This window comes from Pseudomonas sp. DR208 (assembly GCF_019823005.1).
GTDB classification, from domain to species: domain Bacteria; phylum Pseudomonadota; class Gammaproteobacteria; order Pseudomonadales; family Pseudomonadaceae; genus Aquipseudomonas; species Aquipseudomonas extremorientalis.
In genome coordinates this window covers 4,088,773-4,114,292 of sequence record NZ_CP081944.1, presented here as the reverse complement: position 1 = coordinate 4,114,292, position 25,520 = coordinate 4,088,773, and the positions used below count along the sequence as shown (strand labels likewise).

Below are 25,520 nucleotides of genomic sequence, written 5' to 3'. Positions count from 1 at the left end.
CCTCTACCCCAAACGTACAAACACGACGAAAGGAGATTCTTCATGTTTAAGCGCAACGTTCTCGCGGTATCCATGACCCTCGCTGCACTGTGCTCGGCCCAGGCTGCAATGGCTGACATCAACGGCGGCGGCGCAACCCTGCCACAAGCGCTGTACCAGACGTCTGGCGTGTTGACCGCAGGTTTTGCCCCGTACATCGGTGTGGGCAGCGGCAATGGCAAGGCAGCTTTCCTGACCAACGACTACACCAAGTTGAAGGCTGGCGTTTCCAACCTGAACGTGCACTGGGCGGGCAGCGATTCCAAGCTGAGCGCTACTGAACTGTCGACGTATGCGTCGGCCAAGCAACCTGCCTGGGGCAAGCTGATCCAAGTGCCATCGGTGGGTACTTCGGTTGCCATCCCGTTCAACAAAAGCGGGACTGCGGCCGTTGACTTGAGCATCAACGAGCTGTGCGGTGTGTTCTCCGGCCGTATCGCCGACTGGAGCGGTATCACAGGTTCGGGTCGCAGTGGCGCCATCAAAGTGGTTTACCGCAGCGAAAGCAGTGGCACCACCGAACTGTTCACGCGCTTCCTGAATGCCAAGTGCGCTGAAACCGGCACCTTCAATGTCACCACCACCTTCGGCACCAGCTACACCGGTGGCTTGCCTGCCGGCGCGGTTTCCGCAACTGGCAGCCAAGGCGTGATGACCACCCTGGCCGGTACCGACGGCGGTATCACCTACATGAGCCCTGACTTCGCCGCCCCGACCCTGGCCGGTCTGGATGACGCAACTAAAGTCGCTCGCGTGGGCAAGGACGTGGTCAACGGTGTGGCGGTCCAGGGTGTATCGCCGAAAGCGAGCAACGTATCCGCTGCCATCAATGCCGTGCCGTTGCCTGCTGTCGCTGACCGTGGCAACCCTGACGCTTGGGTGCCCGTGTTCGGCAAAGCCAACACCGCGGGTGTGGTGCCTTACCCAACGTCGGGCTACCCGATCCTGGGCTTCACCAACGTGATCTTCAGCCAGTGCTACGCCGATGCCACCCAGACCACCCAAGTGCGTGACTTCTTCACCAAGCACTACGGTTCGTCTGCCAACAACGACGCAGCGATCGAAGCCAACGCGTTCGTGCCACTGCCAAACAACTGGAAAATCGCTATTCGCGGCAGCTTCCTGACCGCCACCAATGCCCTGAGCATCGGCAACACCAACGTCTGCAACGGCATCGGTCGTCCGCTGTAACCCACGCTTTCAAAGACCCGCAACACCTGATCAGCAACGGCCTGCGCCGTTGCTGATTTTTGCGTTTGTGCTGTTCACCGCCGCGCCGACAGCGTCATGTGAACTTTGCATGACAGAAGTTCAGTCGTGTCCCTCGCCAACCGCCTAATCCTCATACGTGAGCCTGTCCTGCTCCCTGCGTAATAACAAAGAAGGAAGATTCCCGATGGTCCGCTGCAAATCGCCGGTCAACCTGAAAGCCCCCGAGACCGTCCTGCGTCTCAAGCCTTTGGCCCATGCCATTGCCTTATTGATGGTGGCGGGTAACGCCCAGGCAGCCACGGCGTTCAGTTCCGGCTGGTTTGCCGACAAGGGCGCGTCCCAGGCGGCCACGGCAGCGCGTACCGGTGCCGGCCAGGTGCCGGGGATTCCTTCATTGAACCAGCAGGCGCGGGTCAAGCAGCAGTTGGCGCGCTCCATCAGTACCTTGAACACCAGTGTCGCGGCCATTGCGGCCCAGCAGGCCGCGCAAGCGGCAGGGCGCCAGGCGGCGTTCGGTCAGGTCTCGGCGATTCCCGATGGCCTGGGCAAGGGCGGCCTGCAGGTCGACAACAGCCTGACCCAGGGTTGGACCCACGCCAAGAACCCGACCCAGATCCAGTCCGGCGGCAAGACCACGGTGACCATCGAGCAGACCGCCGACAAGGCGATCCTCAACTGGGAGACGTTCAACGTCGGGCGCAACACCACCGTGGACTTCCAGCAGCAGGCCAGTTGGGCGGTGCTCAACCGCGTCAACGATCCCAATGCGCGCCCCAGTGAGATCCAGGGCCAGATCAACGGCGCCGGTACGGTGATGATCATGAACCGCAACGGCGTGGTGTTCGGCGGCACCAGCCAGGTCAACGTGCGCAACCTGGTGGCGGCCGCCGCGAACATCACCGACGAGCAGTTCACCCAACGCGGCCTCTACGTCGATGCCAACGGCACCCAGCCGACCTTCACCGATGCGGCGGGCAAGGTCCAGGTGCAGCGCGGTGCGTTGATCCAGACCCACAATCCGGCCACCTCCACCGACGCCGGCGGCTATGCCTTGCTGCTCGGTACCGAAGTGGAAAACGCCGGCACCGTCATCACCGCCAAGGGCCAGACCACCCTGGCCGCCGGCGACAGTTTCTACATCCGCAAGGGTGTCGGCACCACGGGCAACGACCGCTCCACCACGCGTGGCAATGAGGTGGCGACCAGCCTCAACCCTGGCAGCAGCGCAGGCAAAGTCACCAACAGCGGCCTGATCATGGCCTCCACCGGCGATATCACCCTCACCGGCCACCAGGTGCAGCAAAACGGCGTGGCGCTGGCCAGCACCTCGGTGGACACTCGCGGCACGATTCATCTGCTCAACGCTGCCAGCGACAGCACCGGTAGCGTGACCCTGGGCGAGGGCAGCACCACCGCGATCTTGCTGGACGCCAGTGACAGCACCGCCCTCAACAGCCAGAAAGACAACGGGCTGGTCAAACTCGACGGAACACCCGCCAACCTGATCACCGGCCGGTTCAACCACCTCAGTGCCGTGGCTGACCGTACCGACCAATCACGCGTCGAGATCGTCAGCGGTGGCTCCGTGGACTTCCAGAAGGGTTCGATCACCCTGGCCACCGGCGGCCAGGTGGCGGTCAGCGCTACCGGGCGCAGCCTGGTGCGCGATGGCGCGATGATCGACGTCTCGGGCGCGGTCGGCGTCAAGGTGTCGATGGCATCCAACACGATCAAGATCAACGTGCAGGGTAACGAGCAGCGTGATGCTCCGGTGAACCGTGACGGCGGGCAACTGATCAACAACGATGTGTGGGTCGACCTGCGCGAGCTGGTGTTTGTACCGGCAGGCACCAACGGTTACGCGACGGATCGCTGGTACACCGCCGGCGGCTTGCTGGAAGTGGGCGGTTACCTCGGTACTCAAGGACATTCGGTCGGCGAATGGATGGCCCAGGGCGGCACGGTGACCTTTACCGGCAAGGATGTGGTCACTCAGACGGGCGCGCAGATCAACCTGTCCGGCGGCACCGTGGACGTGCAGGCCGGTTACATCCAGCAGACCTGGCTCAAGGGGCCCAATGGCCGCTTGTATGAATTGTCCAAGGCGCCCGGCGACATCCTCTATTCGGGGTTCTACAAGGGCTATGAAGACACCAGCGCGCGCTGGGGCCAGACCGAGTATTACTACAACCCGCTGATTGCGCCGCAACGCCGCTACGAGGCCGGCTACACCGTAGGCCGCGACGCCGGCAAACTGGTGGTCGGCACCACCAGTGCGGTGTTGGAAGGTCAGTTGATCAGTGATGTGTTCCAGGGCGATCGGCAGACCCAGGCGCCCAACATCAACCTCGATGGCTACCAGCAATCCAAGAAGGCCATGGCCCAGCGGGCGCAGTTGATCATCGGCCAGTACATTCCGATCTACAACAAGACCACCGGCACGCTGCGCTATGCCCTGAGCGGCACCACCGACCAGGTGCTGATCGATGGCAATACCCGGAAAATCGCCGATGGCCTGGACCTCACCACGGCGCTGCCAGCGGATCGCCAGGGCCAGATGGTGCTCGACAGCGACCCGCTCAACGGTTACCAACTGGGCGCGATCAAGGTGGGCGCCAAGCAGCAGATCACGGTGAATGGTGCGCTCAAGGTGGCAGACGGCGGCGACATCACCTTGTTCGGGCCGGGGGTCGGTATCAACGCCAATCTCACCGCCCGGGGGGGCAGTATCAACGCGGGCAACATCCTCACTCAGGTCAACCTCAACGCGGGCAACACCGTCGGCGATGTGATCCTCGCGGGCAGCGGACGGGTCGATGTGGCGACAGGCGTCAAGCTGGACGCCGCCGGGCGCTGGAACAACCTGGCGCTGGACCCGAGCCTTGGTGAAGGCGTGGCCTATGTGAACGGCGGCAAGGTGTCGCTGCGCAGCACCGGCAACCTGAACCTGGCGTCAGGCAGCGTGGTGGAGGCGTCTTCCGGCGCCACGCTCGGCGTGGATGGCAAGCTCATCGGCGGCAAGGGCGGTGACGTGACCTTGGGGGCACTGGGCAGCCTGGGGCTAGAGGGCGAGATTCGCGGTTATGGTGTCAATGGCGGCGGCACCCTGGCGTTGCAGGCCCGCAAGGTACAGATCGGCAACAGCACCGGGGCGCCTGACGTCGGCACCGTGCAACTGGCGCAAGACTTCTTCAACAAGGGCTTCTCGGCCTATGACATCACCGGCAACGAGGGCCTGCTGGTCACTGACGGCACCCAGGTGGATGTCACCACGCCGGTGTATCGCCTTGGCGAGCAGACGTCCGCTGCGCCAACGGGAGGCGACCCTGCCACGGTATTGGAGCGCTGGACCCCTGCGCTGTATCAGCAAGACGCTGCCAAAGGCGTGCTGACCCAGCGCCGTGGCGCCAGCCTGAGCCTGACTGCCGGTCGGCAGGAATCCACGGCGGCCGAACTGGCTACCACGGCCCTGACAGTGGGCCGGGGCGCGGTGATCAACGTCGACCCGGGCCAGAGCATCAACCTGCGCAGCGTCGGCCAGTTGACGGTCAACGGCACGCTCAATGCCTGGGGCGGCAGCGTCAATCTGGGAGGCCTGACCGCTGTCGGTTCCGAGGTGGCCAATGCCGCCGGGCATAACCGCTCGATTTGGGTCGGCGACCACGCGGTGATCGATGTGGCAGCCCGTGCGATCAGTGCCGCGGACAATCGCGGGCGCCTCTACGGCCAGGTCGGCCAGGGTGGCAGGATCAGCCTCGGCGGCGAAATTGACCTGGCCACCGGCATTGTCAAGGCCAGCGACCTGTTTGTGGTGGTGCGCGACGGCGCGCGCCTGGACGCTTCCGGTGCCCAGGCGATGCTCGACATTCCGGGCCAGGGCCGGGTGCAGGTGGCCAGCAATGGCGGCAGCATCAGCGTTGCGTCCAACAATGGCCTGTATCTGGATGGCAGCTTGGTCGCCCGGGCCGGCGGTGCCGCGGCGGCGGGCGGCAGTTTATCGCTGGCACTGGAAACGCCTTACTACCTCAAGGCGGCGGTCACCGACCCGATGCTCAAGGTGCGTGAACTGGTGCTCAGCCAGTCCCATCAAGCCAGCCCCCTCCCGGACACCCTCGAGTACGGCCATGGCCGCCTCGGTGTGGACCAGGTCACCACCGGCGGCTTTGATAACCTGGCCTTGCTCAGCAACGGCGTGTTGAGCTTCGACGGTGATGTGTCGCTGAACATGGGGCAAAGCCTGCGCCTGTACAGCGGCGCCATGGGCCTTGCCGAAAACGCCGCCGCCAACGCTCGCATCAACCTGTCTGCGCCTTATCTGCTGCTGGCCGGCATCCTTGCGCCGCTGGACCCCAGCAAGGACCAGTACCTGCATCCGGTGCTGGCGTCCAACCTGTCGCAACGTGGCAGCCAGGCGCTGTTCCAGGCCAGTGGCAATCTGATCGACGTGCGCGGCAATGTGCTGTTCGGCAACCAGAGTGACCTGACGCTGAGCGATGCCAGCAAGCAGAGCATCGATCGCCGTGGCTTCGATGATGTGCAGTTGAGCAGCCAGGGTGACCTGCGCTTCCTGGCCGGTGCCGGGGCGGACGTGATCGCGCAGGGCATCAGTACTCAGTTGATGACCAAAGGCGATATGACGCTGCGCGCCGCGCAGTTGTACCCGGCGACGGACGTTGGCGCACGGGTGCTGGCCGGTTTTATCGATGCCTTCTCTGGCTTCAAGTACGACCCGACCCGTACCTTGACGATCGCGCGCACGGGGACTGCTGATGCCGCCATGCCGTACTCGGCGTTTGGCCGCCTGCAACTGGGCGGCCCGACGATCAAGCAGGGCGGGGTGGTGCGTGCGCCCCTGGGCCTGATCGAAATCGGCAACCTCGGGGCCAGCCGCGTCGAGCTGCTGCCCGGCAGCCTGACCTCGGTGAGTGGCAAGGGACTGGTGTTGCCCTACGGCGGCACGGTAGACGGCCAGGTCTACAAATACAACGGCAAGACTGTGACGTTCCTTGGGCAGGGGGCGTTGCCTAACGCGAACGGCAGCCTGAATGTCGGGATGGTCCTGGGTGGCGAATCGGTGGTGGTGCAGCCTGACGCTACCGTGGACCTTTCCGGTGGCGGCGAGCTGCTTGGGGCCGGGTTTATTTCCGGGCGCGGCGGATCTACCGATGCGCGCTACAACCCCCTGGTGCAATTCGGGGCAACCGGCGGTTTTGTGTTGCCGGGGCTGGGCACCAACCCGGTCTACGCGATTGTGCCGGGCGCGCAACCGGGCTATGCCCCGGTGGGGCCGGAGGGCGGGGCGACCGACCCGTTGATTGGCCAGCAAATCACGATCGGTGCCGGTGTGCCGGGGCTGACAGCGGGCACCTACACCTTGATGCCGTCCACTTATGCCCTGATGCCGGGGGCCTTCCGCCTGGAAATCAACGGCTTGGCGGGGCTCGGCAGCGAAGGCACGACCCAGTTGCTGCGCAACGGCTCATGGTCCACTGCGGGGCGCTTGTCCATCGCCAATACCGGCATCGGCAACAGTACGGCGAGCCAGGTGATCCTCACCGCCGCCGACACCCTGCGCCGCTATTCCCAATACAACGAGACCCGTTATGCGCAATTCGCCGTGGCCGACGCGGCCCGCCTCGGGGTGCCGCGTGCGCTGTTGCCGGTGGATGCCAAGACCCTGCAACTGAACCTCAGCCCGGGGGCGGGTGCCAATGCCTTTTCGTTCAAGGGTATCGGTCGCTTCGAGGCCGCCGACGGCGGTTACGGTGGCACCGTGGCGTTGACCAATGGCAACAGGAGCACGGGCAAGGACATTGAGATCGTCGCGGCAGGCAAGGGCGCAACCCCGGGTTTCAGCGGCATCAGCGTCGAGGCCGAGAGCCTCAACGCGCTCGGCGCGGCGCGTCTGTTGATCGGTGGCCTGACCGTGGTGACCTACGGTCAGGGCGGCAACTACATCAACCTGGCCAACGGAGCCTTGAGCAACATCAACCTGCGCGAAGGCGCGAACCTGGCGGCGCCGGAAGTGTTGCTGGTGTCCTCTACCGGCAAGGTAACCGTCGAACAGGGGGCCTCGATCAACACCATCGGTCGCGGCAAGGCCAGTTATGACGCACGTGACGGCTTTGTGTACAACATGCCCAATATGCTGGCGGTGTCCAACGGCCTGCTCAACGTGGTCGCAGCAACGCCGATGGCCGGTGTGACCAGCGGCGGGATCGAGCTGGGGGCTTGCACTGGCACGCTGTGCAGCGGCCAGAGCGCTTTGTATTCCGAAGGCACACTCGTTGCCTTGACCGACAGCACCCTGCAGATGGGGGCGGACGTGCGTTATGGCACCCGTCACCTGAACCTGGGCGTATCCAGCATCAACGTCGGCAGCCCCGAAGCCTTGGCCGCCGCCGCTGCCGGCAATCGCCTGCCGGCGGGCATGACCCTCACCCAGCAAGTCCTGGAGCGCCTGCTGCGGGGGGACACTCAATTTGGCGCGCCGGCCCTGGAAACCCTGCAACTGTCGGCACGCGACAGCTTCAACTTCTATGGCACCACGACCCTGGACACTTATGACTCGGCGACTGGCAAGTCGATGCTGAGCAACCTGATGCTGTCCACGCCGGCTATTTATGGTGCGGGCGGCGCCAACGATGTAGCCACCATCCATACCGCCAACCTGATCTGGCAGGGGGCCGCGACACCGCCCGTGGCGGCAGTGACTGACGGTGCCGGCAGCGGCAGCGGGCGCCTGGATATCCATGCCGAGCGCATCGAGTTCGGCTATGGGGATTTTGCCCAGCCAAGCACCACCCAGTCCTTTGACCGCCTGGCCCTGGGCTTTGCCAACGTCAACCTGAACGCCAGCCAGCGCATCACCGCCAACCATAAGGGCAGCCTCTCGGTGTATCAGCGTCAGGGCGCCTATGACGCGATCAAGGGCTTTGCCTACAACGGCGGCAACCTGAATATCCTCACACCGTTGATGAGCGGTGAAGCCGGCTCAGTCAACCGGATCACAGCCGGTGGCGCGATTGATGTGCGCGCCTCGGCGGGGCCGGTGGGCGAAGCGAAGGGCATTGGCGGCGAGTTGTCCTTGCAGGGTGACAGCATCCGCCTGGCCAGCGCGGTGGTATTGCCCAGCGGCAAGCTCACCCTGGGCGCCCGTGGCGATGTGGTGTTGACTGATGCGGCCTTGATCGATGTGGCCGGCCGGGCCATTGCTTTCAACGACCTGACTAAATACAGCGCTGGCGGCGAGGTCCTGCTGGAAAGCCGTGCGGGCAACGTGCTGCAGGCGGTCGGTTCGACCATCGACCTGTCGGCGCAGCACAACCAGGCGGGTCGGCTGCGGGCGGTGGCCGTAGAGGGCGCGGCGGGCACCGTCGACCTGGCGGGCAGGATCGTCGCTGGCAGCAGCGGCGACTACGATGCCGGCGGTACGCGGGTGCCTTACCTGGCGGGCGCGGTGGAGATCCAGGCCCAGCGGCTGGGCACAAGCGGCACATGGAATGAACAGTTCGCCGCCCTCAATCAACGCCTCAATCAAGGCCAGGTGTATGGCTCGCGCAGCTTTCAGCTCAAGCAAGGCGATCTGATCATCGGCAGCGATGTGAAGGCCAACAGCGTCAACGTTTCGCTAGACAATGGCAGCCTGCGCGTTACCGGCCTGGTAGACGCCAGCGGCGAGCGCGTCGGCAGCATCAACCTGGCCGCCAGGAACGGCCTGGTCCTGGACAGTACGGCGGTGCTCGATGCCCATGGCACGCAAGTGCGCGTGGACAGTTATGGCAAGGTCATCGACGCGCCGAACCGCGCCACCGTTGTGCTCGGCTCAGGCCAGGGCCAGTTGACCCTGGCCGATGGCGTGCGCATCGACCTGCGCCATGGCACGGGGGCAGGGGCCGGTAATGACGGACGCAGTCTCGGCACCCTGGAGCTCAACGCGCCCCGTCTGGGCGGCGATGACATTGCCATCGATGCCAGTGGGCGCCTGACCATCACCGGCGCACGCTCCATCGCGCTCAATGGCATGGTCACCTACGACGATGCCCCGACCAGGACCGATGCCACCCCGAACGGACGTCCGTACCAGGCGATCGACCAAGCCTACCTCGACGGCAAGCACGCACTGAGCACGGCGTTCATCAATGCTGCGCTCGGCAATACCAACCTGCTGCAGAACAAACTGGCAGGCCTGAATAACGCCACCTACGGCGATGTTTTCCACCTGCGGCCTGGTGTGGAGATTATCAGCAAGACGCCCGACGGCGACCTGGTGGTACAGGGCGACCTGGATTTGTCCGGCTATCGCTACGCCAGCCTCAAGTCGACCCAACCTACCGAGGCCGGCAGCCTGACCCTGCGCGCCGGTGGCGACCTGAATATCTACGGCAGCATCAACGACGGCTTTGCGCCGCCGCCGCAAACCGATGATGACAATGGCTGGGTCCTGCGTGCAGGTATCGACTACACCGGCGGCACGGTGGTGGTGCCGGGCAGTGGTGTGACCCTGGCGGATGGCACCCTGTTCCCAGGCGGCGTGACGCTCAATTTCGATGTGCCGACGCAGCCGCTGTTCCTGCCTGCTGGCACGCGGTTGCCCGTCGCGGCAACGCTCAGCCAGTCCTTGGTGCTGCCTGCCGGGACGGTGTTGGCCGCCGCCGTGCGGGACGCATCGGGCAATGTGCTGTTCGCCGCGGGCACGCTGCTGGTTCAGAGCCAGACCCTCGCCGCCGGCAGCACGCTGGACGCCGGCACCTTGTTGGGCAGTGCGGCCAATGTCAACGGGCTGATCTGGCCCAAGGGAGTGCCTTTGGCTACCAGCCTCAAGCTGGCAGGCAGTAAAGTCTTGCCCCGTGGCGCGCTGTTGCCGTCGGGTACCGATGTCAAGTTGCCGGACGGTGCGGCGTCGGTACAGCTGCGTGTCGCCGATGCCGGGCGCCAGGGCAAGAACTGGGCGATTGCGCCGATGCTGGAGGAAGGCTCGCAAGCGTGGTCGATTCGGCTGGTGGCCGGCGCGGACACCGGCGCGGCGGACAGTCGCCTGCTGCAACCGCACCCGGTCACCGGCAACCTTCGGTTGGCCGACAGTCACTATGGGATGTACGGGCAGGGTGCGCTGGTCTGGACCGAGCAGGGCTCTTTGGATGTCTATGGCGACAACAGCATGGTGGGCAAGCCCATCGATGTGAATGATGGCTACGCCTACCCCGGGATTTGTGACGATATGCCGGAATATTGCTCGTCCGAGGGCGATGCCTACACCTTGCTGGCGGGCGGCAGTACGCGTTTCAGTGTCATCCGCACCGGCGCTGCGGACTTGGATTTGCTGGCAGGCGGCAACCTGAGCATGGAGTCGTTGTACGGTGTCTACACCGCCGGCAGCTCCTCCACGGGCACCTCGGCTGGCGACCCGTATAACCTCAAGCGTGCCCTTGGCGGCAATGGCAAGGTCCTGGGTAACGTCGGCGGTAACGAAAAGTGGGTCAACGGTGGCCCCGACAGCCTGTACCGCGCCTGGTACCCGGACACGGGCGGCAATGTGCTGGTCAAAGTGGGGGGCGACCTGACCGGCAATATCACCAGCCCTGCGCAGAATGGCGTTGCGCGTCCTGTGCCTGTCGACCTGGGGCTGGATTCAGCCAATGTCGGCAATTGGCTGTGGCGACAGGGTAATAACCTGGAGGGCAGCCAGGCACAAGCGACCGCCTGGTGGATCAATTTCGGTTCTTACGTCGCTAACGTGCGTTCGGACCAGATGGTCGGTTTTACCGGGTTCGGCACCCTGGGTGGCGGCAACCTCACGGTTGATGTGGGGGGCAATGCGGGAATCATCAGTGCGCTGTCGTCAACCGCCCAGAATGTCAGCCCACGCAGCCAAGGCCTCGTTCTGGCGGTCGGCGGTACAGGGCGGGTCGCGGCCGATGGCAGTGTGCAACTGAGCGGTGGTGGCGACTTGAACCTGCGGGTGGGCGATGCGCTGAACCCCGCCAGTCAGGTCACCGTCGATCACCTCAATGGCTCGTTGGTGAACCTGCGCGGCCACGTACAGGTGACGGGCGGCAGCCTGGGCAGCCTGACCTTGCGTTACGGCAACCAGTCCAGGGACCAGAGCCCCAGCGAAGTGCGCGCCTACGACCCGCTGCGCTCCACCTCGGCCATGGCGGCCGGCGGCTTGAGCCTGCTGCCAGGGGATTCGACCTTCAGCCTGGCTACCCGGGGCGACCTGGTCCTCCAGGATGTCGCCGATCCAGGCCGCGTACCGCAGATGAATGCCTTGGCCTACGCAAAGGAAGGCGTCAACGGGGTAGGACAGACCTGGTTCAGCCTGTGGACCGACCGTACGGCAGTCGATCTGTTCTCCTCCGGCGGTAACCTCACACCACTGACCCAGACGCTGGAAACCGATATGGCGGCGGTCTACCCCGCCACATTGCGTGCGGTCGCCGCCAGCGGCAGCCTGTACTACGGCCGTGCGTCGACGAGTAACCCGAATGTGCCGCAGCCATTGCAGGCGCTGGTGCTGGCACCGTCGGCCAACGGTCAACTGGAATTGCTGGCGGGCGATTCGATCTACGGCGGCGACTTGACCATCAGCCGTTCCAGCGCAAGTCCGCAAAGCCTGGCGACGATCCAGCGTCCGGCGTTCCTGGGCTTCATCAACAGCTTGCCGGTCGCAGGCAGCGGCAATCTTTCCAGTGATGGCAACATCGCACGCCTGGGGCTTCACCCGCTGTTCGCGTTTGGCCCTGACACCGCGAGCATGGCATGGGGCGGCGCCTTGGAACCGGCGCGTTTCTATGCGCTCAGCGGTGACCTGCTGGGGGTCAACAGTGGACGGGCGCTCAGTCTCTATGGGGCAAACGATCCACGCTTCGGTCAGACCTACTACGAAGGTGCAGGCCCGGTCTGGATGCTCGCCGGGCGCGATATCGTCAGCAGCGGCACCCGCTTGAATGGTGCCCTTGGCGGGGACGTGAGCACCGGTGAATACACGTTCATCGGTAACCTGTTCGTGCACACGGGGGCGACTGATATCTCCATTGCCAGCGCCGGGCGCGACATCCTCTACAGCAGTTTTAATGTCGCGGGCCCCGGGACCCTTGAGCTGACGGCCGGGCGCACTATCCAGATGGACGATCAGGTGGGCGTGAACAGTCTGGGCGCCGTGGCGGCCGGCGACAACCGAGCGGGTGCCAGCATCGTCCTGCAAGCCGGTGTCGGGCCCAAGGGGCCGGACTACCGTCGGTTTGTCGAGGCTTACTTGAACCCCGCCAACCTGGCGCTGCCGGGTGAGTCGATCCAGGGCAGCAAGGTCGCCAAGACCTACGAGAGGGAATTGCTCGCCTGGCTGGTCGAGCGCTTCGGGTTTACCGGAGACGCAGAACAGGCCCGCACTTACTACGCGGCGCTCCCCGCCGAGCAACAACGGGTGTTCGCTCGCGACGTGTACTTCGCCGAGTTCAAGGCCGCCGGCCGTGAGTACAACACCGCTGGCAGCGTGCGCCAGGGCAGCTACCTGCGTGGCCGCGCGGCGATTGCGGCGCTGTTCCCGGACAAGGACGTGGCCGGCAACCCGATCACCTACAAAGGCGACATCACGATGTTCGGTGGCGCGGGTGTGCACACCAACTTCGGGGGTTCCATCCAGATGCTCACGCCGGGCGGCAGCCAGACCTTCGGTATCGAAGGCGCGGCGCCACCGTCGACGGCGGGGGTGATCACCCAGGGCGCGGGGGATATCCAGCTGTATTCCCTGGGCAGCATCCTGCTGGGCCAGAGCCGCATCATGACCACCTTCGGCGGCTCGATCATGGGCTGGACCAGCGAAGGCGACATCAACGCCGGGCGCGGTTCCAAGACCACCGTGGTGTATACGCCGCCCAAGCGTGTGTATGACAACTGGGGCAACGTCGGCCTGTCGCCGTCGGTGCCGAGTACCGGTGCGGGGATCGCCACGCTCAACCCGATCCCGGAAGTGCCGGCGGGGGACATCGACCTGATCGCACCGCTGGGCACCATCGATGCCGGCGAGGCGGGCATTCGTGTGTCCGGCAACGTCAACATTGCCGCCTTGCGCGTGGTGAACGCGGCGAATATCCAGAGCCAGGGCAAGTCGTCCGGGGTGCCGGTGTCTGCTGCGGTCAACACCAACGCCATGACGTCGTCCAGCGCGGCCGGAGCGGCGGCGTCCCAGGCCGCGGAAGACGCGGCGCGCAGCCAGCAGGCGGCCGCCAAACAGGGCAGGCCGTCGATCATGACCGTGGAAGTGTTGAGCCTGGGCACCGAACCGTTGCCGCAGGAGCCTGCGCCGGCGCAGAAAACCTCCGGCTACAACCCCAACAGCCCGGTGCAGGTGCTGGGCGCCGGGCCGCTGAGCGAACAGGCGCGAGCGCGGCTGACGGATGAGGAGCGCAAGCAGATCAGTTTGTAAGGCGTTGGAAGGGACCTCTCGATGTACCGTTCGGGGCGATCAATGATCGCCCCTTTTTTTGCGCCGGTTACGGGTTGTCCTTGAGGGTCTTGAACGACTCGATGCGTTTGATCAGCCGCGTATTTTTCGCCGAGTCGGCATTGCCGAACAGGAACGAGAAGTCCGACGCCAGCCCGGATTTGCCGGCAATCGCCGCGTACTGGTGGCAGTCATTGCAGTTGTCTGTCTGCACGTAGGTTTCCATCGTGGTGTTGGCGACCACGACACTCTGGTCGCTGACAAACGGCCCATAGGACAGCGGCACCTTCACGTTCGGCCCAGGGCCTGGATCGTTGGGGGCGTTGGGCGTCTTGGACCACAGCACGTTCACCAGTTTGTAGTACTGGAACACCGACTGGCCCTGGGTCTGCTGGGCGAAGGTCTGCTGCACCGCCGTGTTCAGCGCCTGCATGTCCTGGGGCGTGGCGTTGAGCCGGGTGGCCTGCACCGGCTGGTCCAGGGGCGTGCAGTCGGGCGGCGTGTGGGTGGCGTCGCACTGCACGCGGGCGACGTTTGGCGCGCAGGCATCGCCGGTGCACTCGGGGTTGTTGAAGCTGTAGCCCTGGGGTGGGGCGGCGCCGCCATCGGGCACGTTGTCGATCTGCTCGAAGGTGGTCCAGATGAAGTTCGGCTGGGTCTGGGTCTTGTTGATGATATGCAGCCCTACCAGGCCTATCACTTCCTGGGTGCATTGCAGCGTGTCCGGGCGTTGCAGCCAGGCCACGGTGGTCAGGTAGCGCCCGTACAAGTCGGGCTTGTTGGTGAGCACGCGCCAGGCCGCCTTGAGTTCCAGGGCACCCAGCTCCTCCTGGGGCAGCGCCTTGGCCGGCAGCTCGCGCACCGGCTTGCCGGCCGGCAGTGACAGGCCGGCGGGGTGTCGGTTGTCGCTGTTTTGCGCCACGATCAGCTGGTTGGCGGCGTCGTACAAACCGTTATCGACGATGTAGTCGAACTCGGCCTTGCCCACCTTGCGCTCGAAAAACACCAGGTTGCCCGACTGGTCCGTGAGCCAGCCGCCGGACGCTTCCATGATCGAATCCGGCAGGGTCACCTGGGTGCCGCTGGACAGGTGGAAGCGGTGCTTGCGGTTGATCGCGCTTTCCGAGGTGGCGGTGATGAATTTACGCGCCCCCGTGGCAAACGCCTTGAGGTTGCCGGTGGCGGTGCAATTGGACGGCACCAGGGTTTCCACGCCCCAGCCGGACGGCTTGGCCGCGCCGGGCAGGAAGATTTCGCTGGCATCCTTGTAGCTGGCCCACACCGGGGCATTGCTCATCGGTTGGCCGGGGGTTGGCGGCACGCCGAACTGGGCCGCGCTGCTTTGGGTGTCCGGCTCACCGGCCAGGCTTGGGTTGGCCGGCCAGCCGGGATTGACCGGCCAGTTCATGGCGATGAACAACTGCCAGCCGAAACAATTGAGAAAAGCCTGCTCGGTGCCGAAATTGTTCACCGGCAGGAAGCCGCCGCTGGTGGGATCGAACACCAGCTGGCTGACGCAGCTCTGGGCGTCCGAGGCGGCATTGGCCGGTGTGGCGGCCAGCAGTGGGAGAAGGGTGCAGGTGATTGCGCAGGCAATACGCAAGCGTGCCCGGCGCAGCGGGCGAAGCCATCCGTTCATGATCGCATTCCTTGCTCAAGACTCAAGGGGCGGCCGCCCAGGCCAGGCATGGGCGGCCGGGAGGCACTCAGGCGCTGGGCACCAGGGCCAGGCCGCTTTCCCAGGGGTGCTCGGAGGCACTCGGGTTGGCCGCTTCGCTGGGGTTCAGCGCACGCACGCTGACCAGCCCCGGCGCCGCGTTGCTGCTGACGGTGATGGTCATGATGTAGCCCTGGGTGCCGCCGCCGTCGGTCTGGCCGGGAATCGCCGAGGCATCCGGCAGGAACTGCGTGACCTGGGCCGTGATGCCCGGGTTGGAGAACTGCACCCGTGCATCCGCCGCCGTGGTGTTCGGGTCGGCGCCTTGTACCACCAGCACGAACTGGCCCGAGCTGCCGGGGGCAAAGCTGGCTGGCAAGTCGCTGGGGGATTGGCCGTAGAACAGGTCAATCGGCAGCAACTGCACGGGCCAGGGTTGCGCATCGGTGGTGTTGGCAGCCACGCAGGCACACTCCTTGGGCTGGGCCGTGAGCGGCGCAGGGGTCACGCTGAGGGCCACGTTCAGTTCGTTGGCGATCACCCACACGTAGTCGATCGGCGTGCCGTTGATGGTGATCTCATTGATCGAAAACCCCGCGCTGGCCGGCACCTCGAAGACCGCCTGGAGAATCTGGTCGGAGTTGTTCGGGCCGGTGCCGGCGGTGCCACGGGTAACGCGCCAGTAGCTGCTGACATCCTGGCCTTGCGGGCCTTTCCAGGTGCTGAAGGACTTGGGTTGCTGCAGGTACAGGCCGATAGGGTTGGTCAACGAGATCAGGTTGTTGACCGCCGCCTGGTTCGCGGAGAACCCGATATGCGGGTCGGAGTTGCGGTAGTTCTGCCCGTATTGCGCGCAGCAGATCAGGCTCTGCTGGTTCTGGCTGCTGGTGAGTGGCCGCAGGATGGTGGCCGCCGCCGCCAGGTAGATCTCGGCACTCAGGGTATTGGGGCCGGAAGTCAGGTGCATCGCGCCGCCCGACACGCCCGGTATGCGCACGGTGCCGCTGTTCCATTTGTTCACGGTGTCGTAGGCGGGCTGGCCGGTGGTGGGGTCGAGTACCGGTTCGCCGGCTTTGCCGGTCGGGCCGTCGGCGGTGTAGCGCAGGTACAGGTCTTCGAGTTTCACCTGCGGGTCGACATACGCCTGGTACAGGCCCAGCACGGCACCCGGGTCGATGTTCCACATGGTCAGGAAATACGCCGGGTTCTCGCTGGTGAACATGATGCTGCGCATGTTGCCGTCGGGGTCGCGGGTGATCGACCACTCGCAGTATTCGTCCAGCCAGCCCCGTGGACCCGAGGGCGAAAAGTCGGCGTAGGGGCCGTTCCAGTTGATGGATTTGCACAGCACGCTGGGGATCTGCAGTTGGGTGGCCTTGGGGTCCGGGTACAGCGAATAGAGGGTGTCGTTGAGGGTGATCTGGCCGTGGTCGGTCAGTTGCATCACCTGGTCCAGGGTCATGGCCTTGCCGCCCAGTTGCGGGACCACGGCAGCGCCCTCGTTATAGAAAAACGTCCACAGCCGATTGGGGAAGGGCTGCCAGGTGATGGTCTTTGGCGTCAGCGTGCCGTAGCCGCTCTCCAGCGGGTTGTAATAGCCCGAGCGCGGTGCATCGTTGAGGTTGGACCAGGGGTTGCCGATGATCGACATCTGGGTCCAGCCGGTGACGTTGTTGTTCCAGTCGGTTTCGAACGCCGGCAACTGGTCCTCCAGGCCCAACTTGTTGTAGTCCTTGGGCGCTTGTTCGGCAGGGGAGGTGAATTGGGTGAAGGGTGTGCTCATGTCGGTTCTCCAGCATCGGTGTTGGTGGAGCAGCAACCGGCGCCCGGAGCGGGGCCGGCAGAGGTTTGGCGCGGGTCGTCCCACACCAGTTCGGCGATAAAGCCAGGCAGCGGCGCGTATGCATCGGCCGTCAATACCTGGCCACTATCGGAGTGGGTCACGACCAGCGATAACTGCGCTGTGTCGGTCGGTTTGAGCTTGAGTACCCGGGCATTGCGCGCAGCGTTCAGCGCCCGCGACACGCCCAGGGTGACGCAGCGGCCCTTGTCGTCGACCAGGCCCATGCCGATGCGGCTGAAGCGCCCGACGTAATGCGGGTTATCGGCGCGGGCGTGTTGCGCGGTGGCGTCGGGCTGGTTGAGGAAGGCGTCGATCAGGTAGGTGTCGTGGGTGCAGCGCACATGGTCGAACACCACCCACGGACCGGTGCCTGCCGCCTGGGACTGACGGCAGCACGCAGCCTTGGCCGCGCCGAACTGCGGGGCGACTGGCGTGCCATAGTCGTAGCCGATGTGCCGGCTGTCCTGGGCCATGTCGCCGAGGGTGGTGTAGCGCCAGGCGTCGGCGCTGGTGAAGGTCACGTCATCGGCCTGATGCCCGGCGAAGGGTTGCAACAGGCATTGGGTGGTGTACTGCGCCGCCGGGTTGGCGCGGATCCAGACCTCCAGCATGCGGTCGATGTTGGCGTGATAGGAGCAGAATACCGGGTCGAAGGCGGTGTAGGCGTTGTCGGCCATGTCGCCGCCGATCCAGCCGTGATAGTTGTCGTGGGGCTGCTCGTAGAGTCCGTCGAAATTCAGCGCACGGTTGGGGTACAGGTTGTCCGGTTGCGGCGGGTCGAAGGCCGTGATGTTGGCCCACGGATAGCCTGGCACACCCTGGGGCTGGCTGAAGGTGGTGAACGCCAGCGCATCGACCACCTGCTGCTGGAAGATCCGGCTCATGCCATACAGCTGGGTGCGCTCGAACCGAAAGGCCTCGCCCTGGGTGTAGAACAGCGGGTTGCGCTGCACGTACAGGCAGTCGACACCCTCGACCGGCGCGGTGGCGCAGACCTTGGAGCAGCCATCCTTGGCCGCCGCATAACGCAACGGGTTACGCCGCACCTCACCGGTGCGGGGGTGCACGTAGGTTTCATCGAGGAACGCCTGGGGCAAGCCGGCCTGGGGGCTGCCGTCGACACTGGCGTCTGCGGCCATCCAGTCCCAGTAGGGGATCGCGCAGTCGATCAGTGCTTCCAGGTACAGCAGGTAAGCGCGGTGCCACAGGGCGAAGGCTTCCTGGTAATGCAGGCACCAGTTGGTGTGGATGTAGGCATAGCGCTGCCAGGGCGAGCCACTGTCGGGGTCGCCGATGTGCATTACGTCATCCAGCTTGGCGCGGTACAGGTTCAGTGCTTCGGGGCTCAGGGAGCGGATGTCCTGGCGCACACGCTTGACCGGGTGTGGCAATGCCGGTGGCGGAATGCGCTCGGCCAGGTCAAACGGCGAGATGCTGTCCAGCCGCCAACCCTGGTTGACCCAAAGGCGGAAGGTTTCCAGGGCATCCATCGGCCAGAACTGTTGCTGATCGGTGGTCAGCGGCATGTTGCGCGAGGCCAGGTGCTGGTAGATGGTTTGCGACCAGGTCTTGACCGAGGCCGGGTCTTCCAGGAACACCTCATAGGCGTTCATGCAACCGACCCAGGTGGCGGCGACGGCGGCGCGCTGGGCGGCGGGTATCCAGTAGGGGGCGCTGAACAGCGCCTTGATATCACCGGTCCATGTCGGTTTCGCGACTATCATAAGATCCCTCTCATGCCGCCTTCAGGCCAGGTGTTGGCCGGGCTGCTAAGCTGGAACGATGTTAACTAGCCACTGCGCAGGATTTGTGCAAATTGGCCCGTCTTTGCGACGTATTCATTGCATTTTTTCAAGGACGATTCGGAACCGATGACAGACGCCATGGATTTGAAGATCCTGGGCAAGTTGCAGAAGGATTGCGACCAGAGCCTGGAGTTGTTGAGCGACAGCGTGGGGCTGTCTTCCACCAGTTGTTATCGGCGGATTCGCCGCATGGAGAGCGTGGGGATCATCAAGGCCAAGGTAGCGGTGCTGGATGAACGCAAATTGGGTATTCAGGTGACGGCGTTTTTCCTGATCAAGCTGGACAGGGATAGCCAGGATATTGACCGCAAGATGCAGCACATCCTTTCGACTCATCCGGAGATTCAGGATTGTTACCTGATGACGGGGGAGTTTGATTTTGTGATGGTGGCGAAGTTTCGGGATGCTGCGGAGTACACCGAGTATATCTATCGGTTTCTGGAGACTTATCGGGATATTCCGATTCGGACCTATTCGTCGACGTTGGTGGTTAGGACGGTTAAGAAGTCTTATGAGTTGCCGTTGCAGGGGGTTGGGTTTCGTTCTCGAAGTTGAGTACATATCCGTTTCTTCGGTAACGGCTACTTAGGGTTCCGCTCTTACAGCGGCTCACTTTTGGAAAGGCCGGAAGCCGGCCCAGCCAAAAGTAAGCAAAAGGCCTTCGCCCCAACACTCGGCACTTCGCCTAGGTTCGGCCAGCGTGTTTGACGGGGCGATCCCAGATCAAAAGCAAGAGCGCGGCGGCCTTGGAGCCGACCGGATTGTATGGCCGGTACTCGGTCAAAGTGTGGGAGGGGCTTGCCCCCGATGGCAGTGGGTCAGTCACTGATGAGTTGGCTGACACACCGCCATCGGGGGCAAGCCCCCTCCCACAGTTTGATCTTCATGTATCAGTTGAAGGGTGGTTTGCTCTGGCTCTGGCTCTGGCTCTGGCTCTGGCTTTTGATCTGCTTTTGATTTTGATGTTAGGCGGCCCCCCAAATCCCTGTCGGATTACGGGCACACCGAGCCTAAGCGAGGTGCCGAGTGTTGGGGCAAGAGCGTTTTGCTTACTTTTGACTGGGCCGGCATTCCGGCTTTTCAAAAGTGAGCCGCCGTAAGGGCGGAACCAATAGCCGCCGTTACCCAAATAACGGATATACACACCACCAAGAATTGCCCCCCACCCAATCCCAAATGAAGCTTTCATGACAAAAGTTCGGTAGCCCATGGCCACTCCCGTCTCCTCTGTGTAACGCGCTTGAGCCCACCAGAAAGGTGAGCTTTTCAGCCGCAAGCAGGATGCCAGGAGTGGGGCGATGGGAACTATGGAACGTTACTCGAAAGTGGGCATGCAGGAGCTCGACCAGCGCCTGTCGAAGATCGTCGAAGCGGCGCGCAAGAAGCCGGTGTCGGTCTATCGCTACGGCGCACCCTGGGTATGGATTGTCTCCCAGGAGGACTGGCAGGGCGCCCGCAAGGAAGTGGCCAGCTATATCCCGGCAGGCCATTCCCTGGTGTTGCTGCGCCCGCAGATCGACGAAGTGCTCGACCAGCACCGTGACTGGCTCACCGCCGAACCCGTGATGTCGATCCCTGCGCCGACCGTGCTGCAGATCCTGCTGCTGCAACTGCTGTATTCGGTGCCCAGCGAGCAGCAACTGCATGAACAGCTGAACTACAACCTGCTGTTCCGCTGGTTCGTCGGCCTGGACCTCAACCAGAAGGTCTGGAGTGTTCATGTCCTGACTCGCGACATCGCCACGCTGCTGAACAACCCGCGTGCGGTGCAACTCATCCAGAAAATCATCGGTGACGTGTTTTGTGGCGCCTTGCTGCACATGCCGGAGTTCTCGTTGAACTTCGCCTTGTTGCACACCTGGCTGGCACGCCACGGCAACACCGCGATCACCAGCAATTGAGCAGGCCGTACGCCGGGCATTCGGCGACGGTGCAAACAATCAGACAGTCAGGGGGCGGTGTGGAGCATCTGTTCAAATTAACGCTGGCGCTGTGTTGCGTAACGCTGGGGAGCCTGGCGCAACCGGTGTTGGCCGAGGAAGAGGCGGCGGCGCGCAGGGTCGACGTCAATGAGTACTTCGTGCGCGGCAATACCGTGCTCGATGCGGCGACGATCGAGGAGGCGGTGTACCCGTTCCTGGGGCCGCAAAAGACCCTGGACGATATCGAAGGTGCCCGCGATGCATTGCAGAAGATCTACCAGGCGCGTGGCTACCAGTCGGTGTTTGTAGAGCTGCCGGAGCAGAAGGTCGATGACGGCATCGTCTACCTGCAGGTGAGCGAAACCAAGGTTGGCCGCGTACGGGTGGTCGGCGCCAAGCATTATTCACCGGTGGAAATCCGCGAGCAGGTGCCGGCCCTGGAGGAGGGCGCGGTGCCGGACTTTGCCACGGTGCAAACCCAGTTGGCCGGCCTCAATCGCAGTGCCGGGCGCCAGGTCACGCCGCTGGTGCGCGAAGGCCAGCGCCCGGGCACGATGGATGTGGACCTGCAGGTGGAAGACCAGAACCCCTGGCACGCCACCCTCGGCCTGAACAACGACTACAGCGCCGACACCGAGAAGCTGCGTTCGGTCGCCACGCTGGGTTACGACAACCTCTGGCAGCTGGGCCACAGCATTTCCCTGACCTACTTCACCGCGCCCCAGGACACCGACAACGCCAAGGTCTGGTCCGGTTCCTACAGTGCGCCGTTGAACGAGCGCTGGACCTTGCAGTTCTCGGGTTACCAGTCCGACAGCAACATCGCCACCATCGGCGGCAGTAACGTGTTGGGCAAGGGCCATTCCTACGGCGTGTCGGCCATCTACAACCTGCCGGCGGCGGGTAATTGGGCCCATTCGTTCTCGTTCGGCGTGGACTTCAAGGACTTCGACGAGCAGATGAAATTCGGCTCCAGCAGCGACCAGGTGCCGCTCAAGTACGCACCGTTCACCTTGGGTTACAACGGCTTTCGCTACACCGAACAATCCCAGTTGGGCCTGGGCCTGAACCTGGTGGTGGGCACCCGCGCGTTCTTCGGCTACGGCAGCGATGCCGAAGAGTTCGACTACAAGCGCTACAAGGCCAGCGCCAGTTTCGCCGTGCTCAAGGGCGACCTGAATTACACCTACACCTTTGCCAACGATTGGCAGTCGGCAACCAAGGGCGGCTTCCAGCTCGCGTCGGGGCCGCTGGTTTCCAACGAGCAGTATTCCGCCGGCGGCGCCACTTCGGTGCGCGGTTACCTGGCGGCGGAGCGCACCGGGGATGAGGGTTACTTGCTCTCCCAGGAGCTGCGCACGCCGTCCCTGGCCAAGTTCCTCGGCAGTTATGTGCAGGAGTGGCGCTTTTATGCGTTCGCCGAAGGCGCGCGCATGCGCCTGCACGACCCGCTGCCCGAGCAAGAAGACGAATACAGCCTGGCCAGTGTCGGCCTGGGCACCCGCGCCAGTTTGAGCAAATGGTTGTCCGGCAGCCTGGATTGGGGCTACCCGCTGCTCGATGGACCGAACACCCAGAAACAGGACTCGCGATTGCACTTCAGTGTGCAGGCGACTTTCTGACTTTTTCTTCCGGAGACTTCACCCATGCAACGCCTATTCCTGAGCCTGTTGATCTGCCTGGGCTTCGCGCTCCCGGCCACCGCCCATGCCTGGTGGCAGGACGACTGGCACTACCGCAAACAGATTTCGGTAGACACCACCGCCCAAGGCGCCGCGATCAGCCAGGCCCTGGGTCGCACTGCACTGCTGGTGCGCCTGCACACCGGCAACTTCACTTTTGACGGGGTCAAGGACGACGGTTCTGACCTGCGTTTTGTGAGTGCCGACGACAAGACCGTGTTCAACCACCAGATCGAAAGCTTCGACCCACTGATGGGCATGGCGCTGATCTGGGTCGATGTGCCCAAGGTCGAAGGCGGCCAGCGCCAGGACCTGTGGATGTACTACGGCAACCAGAAGGCCCCGGCCACGGCCAATGGGCAACTGACCTTCGACCCGAGCTACACCGCGCTCTACCACTTTGACGGGGTCAATGGCACCCCGGCCCGGGACACCACGGCCTACGCCAACACCGCGTTGAACGCCACCGGCGCGAGCATCGACGGCGTGATCGGCCGCGCCTTGCAGTTGAGCGGCCAAGCGTTGATGTTGCCGGCCAGCCCCTCGTTACAGCACGCTGCGGGCGGCGCGTTCACGTTCAGCGCCTGGTTGCGCCTGGACCAGGCCAGCGGCGAGCAAGCGGTGCTGGCCCGTCGCGACGGCGGCCATAGTCTGTTACTGGGCCTGAACCAGGGCATGCCGTTCGTGGACGTCGACGGCCAGCGCGCCGTCTCCACTCAACCGCTGAACCCTGGTCAGTGGCAGCACCTGGCGTTCACCGCCGAGGGCGATAAGGTCACGCTGTACGTGAATGGCCGCGAAACCGCGACTCTGGCAGTGGCTCTGCCGGCGTTCAATTCTCAGACCGCCATTGGCGCCGACCTGCCGGAAGCCGGTAGCACCCACCTGCCATTCGCCGGTGCCATCGATGAGCTGCGCCTGTCCAAGGTGGCACGCCCGGCTGCGCTGTTGCTGGCCGATGCCAGCGCCCAGGGCGCCGAGTCGAAGCTGGTGGCCTACGGGGTGGATGAAGAACAATCCGGCTTCGGTTTCGGCAGCCTGGGCTTTTTGCTCAACGCCGTACCGGTGGATGCCTGGGTGATCATCCTGGTGCTGGTAGCGATGATGTTCCAGTCGTGGGTCATCATGCTGCGCAAGAACCGCCAGGTCAGGCGTGTAAGCAGTGCCAACGAGGTCTTCCGCGAGCACTTCGCGCAGATCGGCACCCGCCTGGAGATGTATGCCGACGACGCCCTGTTGGGTGAGCGCCTGACCCATTCTTCGCTGTGGCGCCTGTACCTGGTGGCGGTCAAGGAGATCCGCACCCGCCGTGCCCAGGGCGCGGACACTTCGTCGGTGTCGGCCGCCACCATCGAAGCCATCCGTTGCTCCATGGACGGCGTGCGCACCCGCGAGAACCAGGCCCTGAGTTCCAAGTTGTCGACCCTGTCCAACGCCATCGCCGGCGGCCCGTACATCGGCCTGCTCGGCACGGTGCTGGGGATCATGGTGGTGTTCCTCGGCACGGCGATGGCCGGTGACGTGAACATCAACGCGATCGCCCCTGGCATGGCGGCGGCGTTGCTGGCGACGGCCATGGGCCTGTTCGTGGCGATCCCCGCGCTGTTTGGCTACAACCGCCTGATCACGCGCAACAAGGAAGTCAGTGCGGACATGCGCGTGTTCGTCGACGAGTTCATCACTCGCCTGGCGGAGATGCACGGCGAGAGCCAGCACAGTGAAGCCGCGCACCGCCGCGAACATCACGCATCGGTTCCGGCCTGAGGAGAATCGCCATGGCTTCCGTAAATGCCTCCCACGACGATGACGATGACGCGGCCGTCGACAGCATCAACATCACGCCGCTGGTGGACGTGCTCATGGTGGTGCTGGTGATGTTTATCCTCACTGCGACCGCCCAGGTGTCGGGCATCCAGATTCACCTGCCCAAGGCCAGCGCCTCGGTGTCGTTGTCGCAGGCCAAGACCAAGGCCATCTCCGTGAATGACGGCGGCCAGGTGTTCCTCGACGCCTATCCGGTGACTCTCGGCGAGCTGGAAGAGCGCCTGCGCATCGAGAAAGCACTGAACCCGGACTTCCCGGTGATCGTGCGCGGCGATGCGATGGTGCAGTACCAGAAAGTCATCGAAGTGCTCGACCTGCTGCGCCGGCTGGAGCTGTCCCAAGTCGGGCTGGTCACCGGCAAACCGAGCCAGGGCTGAGTCATGACTGCACAGATCCCGATCGCGCCACCGCCTGTGAAAAACACGCCGCCGTTGCGCCCGTTGAAGTGGGGCGCCGGCCTGTTGCTGGGCGCCGTCGCCGCCTGGTTCTTGTGGCAGTGGGCCAACGACATGAGCGGCGTGCGCCGTGAAGCGCCGAAGGTGCCGACGATTATCCCGTTGCCGCCGCCACCTCCACCGCCGCCGGAAAAACCCAAGGAGCCCGAGCCCCAGGTCGAAGAAAAAGTCCCGGAACCGGTGCCGAGCCCCGAGCCCGAAGAGGTCAAGCCGGTCGAGGAAGCGCCGCCTTCGCCTAACGAGGATTTGGCCAACCCGATGCAGATCGATGGCGACGCCCAGTCCGGCAATGACGGTTTCAACATCGGTGCCGGCAAGGGCGGCGGTATGGCCGGCAGCGGTGGCGGCGGGCTGGGGACCGGCACCTACAAGCAGTACCTGGCCGGCACTTATCAACGGCTGATGCGCGAGGATCCTGAGCTGCGCAAGAAGGCCTTCTCGATACAGATAGACCTGTGGCTGGGCGCCGATGGCCAGGTCACCAAGGCGCTGGTGGCCAAGTCCAGCGGGGATGCCGAGACCGATGCGCAGATGCTCGCCTTGATCCAGGCGCCGCGTGCCACACAGAAACCACCGGCGTCGCTGACGCTGCCCATGCGCCTGTCCCTCAAGGGCCGGCGCCCGGATTGATTGAAT

11 protein-coding genes are annotated in these 25,520 nt (G+C 64.2%); 8 read left to right on the top strand and 3 right to left on the bottom strand.

The features are described from left to right. The first annotated feature begins 42 nt into the window (after positions 1–42). Positions 43–1,230: a substrate-binding domain-containing protein gene (locus K5K89_RS18430; RefSeq protein WP_071491222.1), complete on the top strand. Its 1,188-nt coding sequence runs from the start codon at positions 43–45 to the stop codon at positions 1,228–1,230. Between the two features lie 205 nt (positions 1,231–1,435). After that, a complete protein-coding gene (locus K5K89_RS18425) occupies positions 1,436–13,678 on the top strand; it encodes a filamentous haemagglutinin family protein (RefSeq protein WP_222539988.1) in 12,243 nt (4,080 codons plus the stop codon). Between the two features lie 67 nt (positions 13,679–13,745). Here the strand turns inward: K5K89_RS18425 and K5K89_RS18420 are convergent, their stop codons facing one another. The 3 genes from K5K89_RS18420 to K5K89_RS18410 form a co-directional block, all read right to left on the bottom strand. Beyond that, a complete protein-coding gene (locus tag K5K89_RS18420) occupies positions 13,746–15,335 on the bottom strand; it encodes a hypothetical protein (protein ID WP_083351581.1) in 1,590 nt (529 codons plus the stop codon). A 67-nt stretch (positions 15,336–15,402) separates the two neighbouring features. Then, positions 15,403–17,136, bottom strand: coding sequence for a hypothetical protein (locus K5K89_RS18415; protein WP_222539987.1), 1,734 nt, complete (start codon positions 17,134–17,136; stop codon positions 15,403–15,405). After that, positions 17,133–18,920: a tyrosinase family protein gene (locus K5K89_RS18410; protein WP_222539986.1), complete on the bottom strand. Its 1,788-nt coding sequence runs from the start codon at positions 18,918–18,920 to the stop codon at positions 17,133–17,135. The genes K5K89_RS18415 and K5K89_RS18410 overlap by 4 nt, the downstream gene beginning before the upstream one ends. A 159-nt stretch (positions 18,921–19,079) precedes the next feature. On the opposite strand from K5K89_RS18410, the gene K5K89_RS18405 reads away from it, so the two are divergent. The 6 genes from K5K89_RS18405 to K5K89_RS18380 all read left to right on the top strand — a co-directional run bounded on the left by K5K89_RS18405 (position 19,080) and on the right by K5K89_RS18380 (position 25,514). Then, on the top strand, positions 19,080–19,556 hold the full coding sequence (locus tag K5K89_RS18405; protein ID WP_222539985.1) for an Lrp/AsnC family transcriptional regulator: 477 nt from the start codon (positions 19,080–19,082) through the stop codon (positions 19,554–19,556). Between the two features lie 752 nt (positions 19,557–20,308). Next, entirely contained in the window at positions 20,309–20,902 is a 594-nt protein-coding gene (locus K5K89_RS18400; protein ID WP_071491225.1) for a transposase, read from the top strand. A 59-nt stretch (positions 20,903–20,961) separates the two neighbouring features. After that, positions 20,962–22,545 (top strand): ShlB/FhaC/HecB family hemolysin secretion/activation protein, encoded by a 1,584-nt coding sequence (locus K5K89_RS18395; RefSeq protein ID WP_222539984.1) that lies wholly within the window; start codon positions 20,962–20,964, stop codon positions 22,543–22,545. A 24-nt stretch (positions 22,546–22,569) separates the two neighbouring features. Further along, entirely contained in the window at positions 22,570–24,369 is a 1,800-nt protein-coding gene (locus tag K5K89_RS18390) for a DUF2341 domain-containing protein (RefSeq protein WP_222539983.1), read from the top strand. Between the two features lie 11 nt (positions 24,370–24,380). Continuing rightward, a complete protein-coding gene (locus tag K5K89_RS18385; RefSeq protein ID WP_010564254.1) occupies positions 24,381–24,806 on the top strand; it encodes an ExbD/TolR family protein in 426 nt (141 codons plus the stop codon). Positions 24,807–24,809: 3 nt separating this feature from the next. After that, entirely contained in the window at positions 24,810–25,514 is a 705-nt protein-coding gene (locus tag K5K89_RS18380; protein ID WP_093513696.1) for an energy transducer TonB, read from the top strand. Positions 25,515–25,520 lie beyond the last annotated feature (6 nt).

What these genes read in the sequence shown, in the direction of transcription:
- K5K89_RS18380 (WP_093513696.1), top strand. Translation starts at nt 24,810, where the DNA reads ATGACTGCACAGATCCCGATCGCGCCACCGCCTGTGAAAAACACGCCG.
- K5K89_RS18420 (WP_083351581.1), bottom strand. Translation starts at nt 15,335, where the DNA reads ATGAACGGATGGCTTCGCCCGCTGCGCCGGGCACGCTTGCGTATTGCC.
- K5K89_RS18405 (WP_222539985.1), top strand. Translation starts at nt 19,080, where the DNA reads ATGGATTTGAAGATCCTGGGCAAGTTGCAGAAGGATTGCGACCAGAGC.
- K5K89_RS18430 (WP_071491222.1), top strand. Translation starts at nt 43, where the DNA reads ATGTTTAAGCGCAACGTTCTCGCGGTATCCATGACCCTCGCTGCACTG.
- K5K89_RS18385 (WP_010564254.1), top strand. Translation starts at nt 24,381, where the DNA reads ATGGCTTCCGTAAATGCCTCCCACGACGATGACGATGACGCGGCCGTC.
- K5K89_RS18400 (WP_071491225.1), top strand. Translation starts at nt 20,309, where the DNA reads ATGGAACGTTACTCGAAAGTGGGCATGCAGGAGCTCGACCAGCGCCTG.
- K5K89_RS18410 (WP_222539986.1), bottom strand. Translation starts at nt 18,920, where the DNA reads ATGATAGTCGCGAAACCGACATGGACCGGTGATATCAAGGCGCTGTTC.
- K5K89_RS18415 (WP_222539987.1), bottom strand. Translation starts at nt 17,136, where the DNA reads ATGAGCACACCCTTCACCCAATTCACCTCCCCTGCCGAACAAGCGCCC.
- K5K89_RS18390 (WP_222539983.1), top strand. Translation starts at nt 22,570, where the DNA reads ATGCAACGCCTATTCCTGAGCCTGTTGATCTGCCTGGGCTTCGCGCTC.
- K5K89_RS18425 (WP_222539988.1), top strand. Translation starts at nt 1,436, where the DNA reads ATGGTCCGCTGCAAATCGCCGGTCAACCTGAAAGCCCCCGAGACCGTC.